General features: G+C 73.2%; 10 protein-coding genes. 6 read left to right on the top strand and 4 right to left on the bottom strand.

What is annotated here, in order from left to right:
- Positions 1–66: 66 nt before the first annotated feature.
- Positions 67–990, bottom strand: coding sequence for an alpha/beta hydrolase (locus tag AXW62_RS33820; RefSeq protein ID WP_060947831.1), 924 nt, complete (start codon positions 988–990; stop codon positions 67–69).
- A gap of 67 nt (positions 991–1,057) precedes the next feature.
- Here AXW62_RS33820 and AXW62_RS33815 point away from each other — a divergent pair, with 67 nt between their 5' ends.
- Positions 1,058–1,534 carry a MarR family winged helix-turn-helix transcriptional regulator gene (locus tag AXW62_RS33815; protein ID WP_060947830.1) on the top strand — a complete coding sequence of 159 codons (477 nt, stop codon included), beginning with the start codon at positions 1,058–1,060 and terminating at the stop codon, positions 1,532–1,534.
- 803 nt (positions 1,535–2,337) lie between these two features.
- Positions 2,338–3,264: a class I SAM-dependent methyltransferase gene (locus AXW62_RS33810; protein ID WP_060947829.1), complete on the top strand. Its 927-nt coding sequence runs from the start codon at positions 2,338–2,340 to the stop codon at positions 3,262–3,264.
- Between the two features lie 162 nt (positions 3,265–3,426).
- Here the strand turns inward: AXW62_RS33810 and AXW62_RS33805 are convergent, their stop codons facing one another.
- On the bottom strand, positions 3,427–4,371 hold the full coding sequence (locus tag AXW62_RS33805) for a peptidyl-tRNA hydrolase (protein ID WP_060947828.1): 945 nt from the start codon (positions 4,369–4,371) through the stop codon (positions 3,427–3,429).
- Here AXW62_RS33805 and AXW62_RS33800 point away from each other — a divergent pair.
- Together AXW62_RS33800 and AXW62_RS44695 are read left to right on the top strand one after the other, a co-directional pair.
- The gene (locus AXW62_RS33800; protein ID WP_370682954.1) at positions 4,361–4,612 is read left to right on the top strand and encodes a hypothetical protein; all 252 of its coding nucleotides are present in this window, start codon (positions 4,361–4,363) and stop codon (positions 4,610–4,612) included. The genes AXW62_RS33805 and AXW62_RS33800 overlap by 11 nt on opposite strands.
- 10 nt (positions 4,613–4,622) lie before the next feature.
- Positions 4,623–4,790, top strand: a complete 168-nt coding sequence (locus tag AXW62_RS44695) for a hypothetical protein (RefSeq protein ID WP_169808193.1) — start codon at positions 4,623–4,625, stop codon at positions 4,788–4,790.
- Between the two features lie 257 nt (positions 4,791–5,047).
- Here the strand turns inward: AXW62_RS44695 and AXW62_RS33795 are convergent, their stop codons facing one another.
- Both AXW62_RS33795 and zapE read right to left on the bottom strand, forming a co-directional pair.
- Entirely contained in the window at positions 5,048–6,448 is a 1,401-nt protein-coding gene (locus AXW62_RS33795) for an alkaline phosphatase PhoX (RefSeq protein WP_060947827.1), read from the bottom strand.
- Positions 6,449–6,526: 78 nt separating this feature from the next.
- Positions 6,527–7,645 (bottom strand): cell division protein ZapE, encoded by a 1,119-nt coding sequence (gene zapE, locus AXW62_RS33790; RefSeq protein ID WP_060947826.1) that lies wholly within the window; start codon positions 7,643–7,645, stop codon positions 6,527–6,529.
- Positions 7,646–7,994: 349 nt separating this feature from the next.
- On the opposite strand from zapE, the gene AXW62_RS33785 reads away from it, so the two are divergent.
- A complete protein-coding gene (locus AXW62_RS33785; protein ID WP_051886963.1) occupies positions 7,995–8,723 on the top strand; it encodes a pyrimidine reductase family protein in 729 nt (242 codons plus the stop codon).
- A gap of 83 nt (positions 8,724–8,806) precedes the next feature.
- The gene (locus AXW62_RS33780; protein WP_037648493.1) at positions 8,807–9,283 is read left to right on the top strand and encodes a hypothetical protein; all 477 of its coding nucleotides are present in this window, start codon (positions 8,807–8,809) and stop codon (positions 9,281–9,283) included.
- The last annotated feature ends 14 nt before the right edge of the window (positions 9,284–9,297 follow it).

Genomic DNA, 9,297 nt, shown 5'->3' with positions numbered 1-9,297 from the left:
GGAGAGGAGGAACGGCGAGCCAGGGCCGGGGGTACGGACCGTGGTCCGTATGACCGTCCGCAGGCTTCAGCCTTTGGGTGTGGGTGTCGTGTCCCTGGCACGGAGGCGCTGGCTGAGAAAGAGAGCGGCGCGGTCCAACGCCTCGTCGGCCTCGTCCAGGGCGCCGGCGAACGCCTGGAAGACGTGGGGGACGTCAGCGGTGATGTCCAGGATGACGTCCACTCCGGCTTCCCTCGCCCGCGTGGCCATGCGGGTGGAGTCGTCCAGGAGCATTTCGTTGGTGCCCGCCTGCAACAGCATCGGGGGGAATCCGGCCAGGTCGGCGAGGGTGGCGGGGCTGAGCATGGGCTGGTGCGGGTCCTGTCCCGCGAGATACATGGCCCCGGTGTGTTCCATGCCCGCACGCGTGAAGAACGGGTCGATGCCCGCCTTGGTGTCCATGCTCGCGCCTGTCCGGGTCATGTCGAGTCCGGGGGAGAACGCCACGATCGCGGCGGGCGCGGGCAGGCCCGCGTCGCGGGCGGCGAGGCAGGTGGTGACGGTAAGGCCGCCACCGGCGGAGTCCCCGGCGAACGCTATCGCCGAAGGATCCTCGCCGCTGTCCAGAAGTGCGCGGTAGGCGCTCAGCCCGTCCTCGATCGCGGCCGGGAACGGGTGTTCAGGGGCAAGCCGGTAGTCCAGCGAGAACGCCCTGAACCCGGTTTTGATCACCAGGTTCCCCGTCAGCGACATCGCCGTCTCCGGTGAGCCGACCACGTAGGAGCCGCCGTGGAAGTAGAGGATCGTCCCGGCCTTCGGAGTGCCGGTCGGCTCGACGAGCACCGCGGGCCGGTCGCCGAGCGTCACGGTCCGGGTGCGGATTCCCGCCGGGACGATCATTTCGGCCATCATCGCCCGGAATCCGGCACGCAGCTCCTCCACCGACCGAGGGCCCTCGGGCCCGGGCCGCCGGACCATCGCGTCGAGCTCCGCGCGCTGTTGCCTGCTCATGGTCGCCTCCACCGCAAGTGCATGTTAAGGAACTATATGCCTAGGCATTTAGAATAAACTATATGCCATGGCATCTACGTCACGCGGTGACCGGGTCGACCTCCCGAGCTTCTTCGCCGATCTCGTCCGATGCGAGACGCGCCTCTACAACGCGCTGAACGACCGTCTCCGCGAGCGGCACGGGATCGTCACCTCGCAGTTCGAGTTCCTGCGCTTCCTGCGCGACCACCCCGGGGCCCGGGTGGCGGACATCGCCGCCGAGTTCGCCATCGGGATCGGTGCGACCAGCAAGGGCATCGACCGCCTGGAGAAGCGGGCATGGGTCATACGGCAGCCCAACCCGTCGGATCGCCGCTCATCACTGCTGGACCTGACCGATGACGGTCTGCGACTCGTCGAGGCGGCGGCGGCGACTTTCACCGAAACGCTGGCCGAGCTGACCGCGGGCGCCCTCAGCGGCCCCTCGGGCCAGGCCGCCGTACAGGTCCTTTCGGAGCTGCGCGCCACGCTCGAACGCGACCAGATCGGCCTGCCCACAGGCTGACCGGCAGGCGCGTCCGGTGCGACTGCCGGTCGGCCGTGTGGCCAGCCTTCGCCGCGAGGGTGGGTGCCTCGCGGATCCGCCGTACGTCGCCCAGCCGGTACCCGCCCGTCACCACGGGCGCCGGGCCGCGGCGTGCACCCCGCGCAGCGCCGCGGCCACCGCCTCCCGGCCCCGCACATCGGCGTGGCGCCACTTCCCGCCCCGGGGCGGCGGCGCCGCATGGGCGGCCGGGAACAGGGCGTCGAGAACGACCGGCTCGAGAACGACCGGCTCACGAGAACGACCGGCTCATGGCCGCGATCGGTGAAGGCGGTGACGATGTGCGAGCCGATGGAGCCCGCGCCTCCGATGAGCCTTCGGTGCGCCTTCCGGTGACCAGCACGCGCATGGGGGCGACGCGAGGCCCGGGCGGGCGCCGGGACCCGCGTCCACGCCGTGCCGTCACCGCCCCGTAAGACCTGTCGGCAAGACCTGTCGGCGGAGGCGTGGTCACACAACGGTCACAAGGGGGACGGCCCGGCGTTGCCTTCCACTGCGACCGTGGCGCCCGTTCGCATCCCCCGGGACCCCGGACATGTCCCGCCGGACACGTCCCGCTGACGCGTCTGGCCTGGCGCGTCCGGGCCGGACACCTGCGCCGGACGCGCGTCCGGGCCGGACACCTGCGCCGGACCCGCGTCCGGGCCGGACACCTCCGCCGGACGCGCGTCTGGCCGGAGGGACCTGCGCCGGACGCGCGTCCGGCCGGGCAGTCTGCCGGACACGTCCCTCCCGACCGCCGCCACCGACGAACAGAGAGCCACATGACGGTCACCACCGCCCCCGCGGCCCAGCGTCCCCGCAGCCTCAACGACGTCAAGGGGTGGTTCCCCAGCCTCGACCAAGTGCTGTTCGACCGCTTTCTGACCCGCCAGGAGCGCCTCGGGCAACCCGGGGACCTGATGGAGATGGGCGCCTACCTGGGCAAGAGCGCCATCTTCACCGCCGCCTATCTGCGGTCGTACGAGCGGTTCACGGTCTGTGACCTCTTCGACGCGGAGGCGCCGGACGAGCAGAACGCGGCGGAGGCGCGCAAGTCGTACTCCACCCTGACCCGCACCGCCTTCGAGCAGAACTACCTCGCGTTCTGGAACGAGCTGCCGTACGTCATCCAGGGCCCGACCTCCGTCGTGCCCGACCACGTCGGCGCGGGCACCTGCCGCTTCGTCCACGTGGACGCCTCGCACCTGTACGAGCACGTGGCGGGCGATATCGACACGGCCCACACCGCGCTGGTGCCCGACGGCGTCGTGGTCCTCGACGACTTCCGCTCCGAGCACACCCCCGGGGTGGCCGCCGCGGCCTGGGAGGCGGTGTTCACCCGGGGCCTGCGGCCCATCTGCCTGTCCACGCAGAAGCTCTACGGCACCTGGGGCGACCCGGAGCCCTTCCAGGACGAGCTGCTCGCGGACGAGGAGTGGCGCAAGGGGATGCACACCAGCGTGCAGGAGATCGCGGGCCGGAGGGTGCTGCGGTTCTCCGGGAAGCCCGCGAACCCGGCCGCGCCCACCTCCCGCTACGCCCACGAGCCGCGCGACCCCGTACCCGAGCAACGTTCCGCACCCGAGCAGCGCCCCGCACCCGCCGCCCCGGCGTCCGCCGCGGGGTGCCGCCCCACCACGGTCCGGCGGCTCGCCGCCGACGTCCTGCCACCGGTCGTCACCCGCGCGATCCGCCGCCGCAGGGGATAGCCCCGGGCGCGAGGGGCACCCGGCGCCGCGGATGGCCTTACGGCTGATGGGGTGGCCTTACGGGCGACGAGACGGCGGCGTTACGGCGGACGGGATGGCCTTACGGCTGACGGGATGGCCTTACGGTCGACGGGACGCAGACGGGACGCTGACTGGATGGCCTTACGGGCGACGCAGCGCCGGGTGGTCCGCCACGACCGTGCAGGACCCCGGCGCGATCTCGGTGAACCCCGCGTCGCGCACCACCGGCAGCCCGGCGGCGATGAGCTCCTCCCACCGCTCGGCCGACGCCGTGCGCACCGCCAGCGGGAACCCGGCCCCGCGCCAGGCCGCCCGCGCCGCGTCGTCCAGCTCCCACCAGGCCAGCTGCGCGCCGTGCCCGGCCTGGGCCATCGCCTTGCCCGCCGACATCTCCACATGGGGACTCAGCCACAGCACCGGGCCGGTGAGGTCGGGGGCGGGCGGCGGCTCGGGGTCGTCCAGGTCGGTACCGGAGACCTGGAGCTTGGCCAGCTCCTTGGGCCAGCCGTCCAGCGGCACCGGCGGGAACACCCGCACCTCGGCGGCGACCGAAGGCCCGCCTCCGGAGGCGGGTCGGTCTCCCGAGGTGGGCCCGTCTTCGGAGGTGGGCCCGTCTTCGACGGCGGGTCCGTCTTCGACGGAGGTCCCGTTTTCCGAAGGGGCCGGGCGGCCCGTGACCGTGATGCCCGGCAAACCGGCCGCACGCCGCCACTCCGCGCCGCGCGCCCGCCGGACGACCTTGCGGATCCGGGCATCCTGCCAGTCCCGTACGGCCTGGGCCCACTCGCCGTCCTCGGCCGTCGCCCGCTCGTCCGACAGCAGCACCAGCACCGCCCGCGCCGCCGTCTCCAGGGCGTCCGTACGGGCCGGGGGCGCGGTCTTCTCGATCCGGACCACCAGGGGCAGGACGAACTGCGGTGCGGCATCCCGGTCGGCCTCGGAGTGCCGGAAGGGGCTGCTGCGCGGTCCGGAGCCGGTGCCGTGGTGAACGGTGCCGGACTCGGTGCCGGTCTCCGGGCTGGCGACGGTGCCGGTCCGGGCGCTTGCGTCGGGACGGGGGTCGGTGCTGGCGTCGGTGCTGGTCACGCGCCCAGTGTGCCAGGAGCGCCGACAGGGCCGCCCCGGCTGGGCGATCCCGTCCACCATGTTCGCCGCGCTGCTGGTGTCGGTGGCCGGTGCCTCGCCCGCGAACGCCGCCGTGTCAGGGCTGGTCGACGGCTCGCGCAGTGGCACCGTGCCGATGCCCCTGCTGCCCCTGGCCCTGGCCGGCGCGGCCGCCGCCGGGGCGACCGCGCTGGCCTGTGCGCTCAGCTCCCGCCGGCCGTAAGGTTCGGGGCATGGACGATCGGGTCATGGACGAGCGTACGGACCTTGCCGAGGGCCCGCCGTACGCCGACTGCGTGCGGTGCGGCGAACCCACCGAGTACCCCGCCTCGCGCCCCGGGGCGACGCTGTGCCCCCTCTGCGAATGGCAGGAGGGCCAGCGCACGGCCTGCTCCGGCTAGCCCCGCGCAGGCCGTGGAGCCTGCCGGGCCGCTGAGCCCCCCGGCCACGTCGCCCGCTGAGCCCGCCCAACCACGTCGGCTGCTGACCCCGCCCAACCACGCCGGCCGCTGAGTGCCCCCTGCGCGCGGTCGGGCTCCCTCGTGGCAGCCCCGTCGGGCGCTCCCTCGTGACAGCCCCCTTCGTGGGCACCCCTTCCTCGCGCCCCCTCGTGGTCCTCGTGGTACCCCCTTCGTGGCGCCCCCTCGAAGGCCGGAGCTCAGTGGCGCCAGGGGCCGGTCACGGCGAAGGTCGTGCCCGGGGTGTAGCAGTTCACGTACATCGTGCGGCGGTCCGGTGCGAAGGTGACGCCCGCGAACTCACCCCACTCGGGTTTCTCCGGTGTGCCGACGTTCTGCCGTCCACGTGCCATCGGATAGACCTCGCCGCGCCGGGTCACCCCGAAGACGTGCTGAGCGCCGTTGCCGTCCTCGCAGACCATCAGGCCGCCACTGGGCGCCAGCGTGATGTTGTCCGGGGACTCGCCGGGCAGCTGGACGTCGGTCTCGGGGCCGAAGACGATCACCAGCGTGAGGCGCCGCCGGTCGGGGTCGTAGCGCCAGATCTGGCCGAAGTGGTCGGCCCCCGAGCCGTCCGCGCTCTTGGCGAAGCTGGAGACGAAGTAGACCGACGAGCCGCCCCAGTAGCACCCCTCCAGCTTCTGGGCGTGGGTGATGCCTCCGCGGCCGAAGTCCTGCAGCCGGATGGGGGTTTCCTTGGCGAGCGGGTCGGGGACGTCCACCCACTCGACGCGGTCGAAGGTGGTGCCCGTCTCCTGGATGGTGGAGAGGTCGGGCACCCCCGGCACCCGCAGCGCCTGGAGGTCACCGCCGGCCCGCAGCGAGCCGATGCCGCCGAGCGGTCTCTTCGGCCGGAAGCGGTAGAAGAGCCCGAAGGGCCTCTCGAAGGCGTCCTCGGTCTCGTAGACGACTCCGCTGCGCGGATCCACCGCGATGGCCTCGTGCTGGAACCGGCCCATGGCGGTGAGCGGTACGGCGCCGGTGCGGCGCGGATCGTACGGATCGACCTCGAAGATGAAGCCGTGGTCCTTGGTGTAGCCGTCGGTACCGGCCTGGTCCTCGGTCTCCTCACAGGTCAGCCAGGTGTTCCAGGGGGTGGGGCCGCCCGCGCAGTTGACCGCGGTGCCCGCGATGGCCACCCGTTCGGACAGGACTCGGTTGCCGGGGCCCAGCTCCAGGGCGGTACAGCCGCCCAGCCCCGCCGGATCGTAGGTGAGGCCCCGTACGGCGGGCACGCGGAACGCGGCGTTCGGGCGGTTCTCGTGGTTGCGGACCAGATGCGTACGGTCACGGCCGCCGGCGCGGCCCGGGAAGGCGGCCATGCCGTCACAGTTGCTGGGGACCTTGCCCTCGCCGGAGCGGAGGTCGTCGCCCTCGCGGGAGAGCACCCGGTAGCGGAACCCCTCGGGAAGGTCGAGCAGACCGTCGGGGTCGGGGACGAGGGGGCCGTAACCGCCCCGGTCGAGCGGCGGGGAAGCCGGTTCGGCGGCCGCGGCCGTACCGGCGAAGAGCTCGGGGACGCTGCCGGTGAAGGCGATGGAGGCGATGGAGGCGCCCAGCGCACCGGTGCGGCCGAGAACCTGACGTCGTGTCGCTGACATGCGGTAACTCCCTGCTGGCGGACAGAGAATGTGACCGCATGTGTGTACCACGGGCGCGGGCGCGCGGGAACCGTGCGATCAGCGGCCGTCCGGCGTGTCGGCCAGCCGCTTCGCGTCCCGGGCGAGCGCCGTGAGCCGGGAGATGGCGCGGAAGTACTTCTTCCGGTAGCCGCCGCTCAGCATCTCCTCGCTGAAGAGCCGGTCGAACGGCACCCCGGAGGCCAGTACCGGCACCTCGCGGTCGTAGAGCCGGTCGGCCAGCACCACCAGCCGCAGCGCGGTCGACTGGTCGGGGACCGGGCCGACCCCGGTCAGGCAGACGGCCTGGATGCCGTCGCACATCGCGCCGTAGCGGCTCGGATGCACCCGGGACAGATGCTCCAGCAGGGCGGGGAAGGCGTCCAGGGAGGCGCCGGGGGTGCGGTGCGCGGCCCGGGTGACCGTGTCGTCGGAGTAGGGGGCCGGGGCGGCGGGCAGGCCGCGGTGGCGGTAGTCCTCGCCGTCGATGCGCAGCGTCCGGAAGTGGGCGGACAGCCCCTGGATCTCGCGCAGGAAGTCGGCCGCGGCGAACCGGCCCTCGCCGAGCTTGCCGGGCAGCGTGTTGGACGTCGCGGCGAGCGCCACGCCCGCCTCGACCAGCTTGCCCAGCAGCGTGGAGACCAGAACGGTGTCGCCCGGGTCGTCCAGCTCGAACTCGTCGATGCACAGCAGCCGATGGCCGCTCAGGGTCCGCACGGTCTGCTGGAAGCCGAGCGCGCCGACCAGGTTCGTCAGCTCCACGAAGGTGCCGAACGCCTTCAGCTCGGGGGCGGCCGGGGTGGCGTGCCACAGGGAGGCCAGCAGGTGGGTCTTGCCGACGCCGTATCCGCCGTCGAGGTACATCCCGCGCGGACCGCCGCCGGTGGCGGCGGGCTTGGCCTCCCGGCGGAACCAGTGCCTGCGGCGGCCGCCCTTCGCGCCCGTCCCGCCGTCGAGCCGCGCGGCGAAGGCGCGCAGCGCCTCGACCGCCTCGGCCTGGCTGGGCTGGCCGGGGTCGGTGATGTAGTTGTCGAAGCTCACGGTGGCGAAGCGGGGCGGCGGCACCATCTCGGCGACCAGGCGCTCCGCCGGAACCTGCGGCGCACGGTCGGTGAGGGCGGCGGGGGCTTCGGCGGCTATGGGGCCTGCCGAGCCGGATGCGGTGGTTGGTGCGGACACGGATGTCCAGGGTAGTCGCTCTTCACCGGAGCGCTGTCGGAGAGGGAGGCATGTCACACTGCGGCCTATGCGACGCCTGTTCCCCCTGTCTGCCCAAACGCCCGCCGGAGCGCCCGCGCAAGCGCCCGCCGGAGCGCCCGCGCAAGCGCCCGCCGGAGCGCCCGCGCAAGCGCCCGCCGAAGGGCCTGCGCAAGCGCCTGCCGAAGGGTCTGCGCAAGCACCTGCCGGAGCGCCCGCGCAAGCGCCTGGCGGAGCGCCCGCGCGGTCGTTCGCGAATGCGCCGGAAAGCTCCGCCGTACCGGCCGCGGGCGCGGCCACCGCGGCGTCCGCCGAGGACCGTGAATGGGGCCTGGACGAACTGGCCGACGCCTATGCGTACCCGGACCCGCCCTACGGCCCCTCCGGCGCCTATCTGCGGGCCAACATGGTGTCCTCGCTGGACGGGGCGGCCCATCACGACGGCCGGTCCAAGCCCCTGTCCTCCGACGCGGACATGCGGATCTTCGGGGTGCTGCGCGGGCTCGCTGACGCCGTGGTGGTGGGCGCGGAGACCGTGCGCCGCGAGGGCTACCGCCCGGCGCGGGCCCGTGCGGCGTTCGCCGAGCGCCGGGCGGCGCTCGGCCAGTCGCCCGCGCCCGCGATCGCCGTGGTGAGCGCGAGCCTGGACCTGGACTTCTCGCTGCCGCTGTTCACCGAGCCGCTGGTCCCGACGATCGTGATCACGGGCGCGGCGGCCTCCGGGGAGCGGATCGAGCGGGCCCGCGCCGCGGGGGCCGAGGTGGTGCTGGCCGGGACGGGGCCGTCCGGACGGGTCGACGCCGCGGCGGTCGTGACCGCGCTGAAGGAGCTCGGCCACACCCGGCTGCTCACCGAGGGCGGCCCCACGCTGCTGGGGCAGTTCGCGGCGGCCGGGGTGCTGGACGAGCTGTGTCTGGCGGTGGCTCCCCTGATCGCCGCGGGGGACGCGAAGCGAATCGTCGACGGACCCCTGCTGAGGGAACCGGAACAGTTCGCTCTCGCTTCTGTCCTGGAGGAAGCCGGTTTTCTTTTCACCCGCTACCGTCGGATTTACCCATAACTCATACAAATCGTCTGTAACCCTGAACCCTGTGAAAAGAATCGCGAAGGAGAAGGGCATCCGCCGTGTTCACGAGCGTATTGATGATTGAGAAGCCCCTGACCCCCGCCGACGTGGAATTCGTCACCACCCTGCACGGCGACGACCCGGTCTCCTTCGTCGTCCTGATGCAGCCCCGGGGCAGCAAGGACCGGCTGCTGCGCGCGATCGACGACATCGCGCTCGGCGAGCTGGAGCAGGCCGCCCAGGAGCGGGAGGAGCCGGAGGGCGCGGAGGCGCTGGAGCCCGCCGAGCGGGCACTGGCCCACTCGCTGGCGGCGCTCGAGGCGGCCGGGAGCCGGGCCCGGGGCCATGTCGTCCAGCGCCGTCCGCTGGAGGTGCTGCGCGGCGTCGTGGAGGAGACCCACGCCGATGAGGTGATCGTGCTCACCGCCCCGCACTTCGTGGAAGAGTTCTTCCACCGGGACTGGGCCTCCCGGGCGCGCCACAGGGTGGGGGTCCCGGTGCTCAAGCTCTTCGCGCACGCGGTGGACGAGGATCAGACGACGGCCGGCGGCTGAGCCCGGACCGTCAC

The sequence above is a fragment of the Streptomyces hygroscopicus subsp. hygroscopicus genome, from assembly GCF_001553455.1.
In the GTDB taxonomy this organism is placed as follows: Bacteria; Actinomycetota; Actinomycetes; order Streptomycetales; family Streptomycetaceae; genus Streptomyces; species Streptomyces hygroscopicus.
This window is presented reverse-complemented; position numbering and strand designations above follow the sequence as displayed.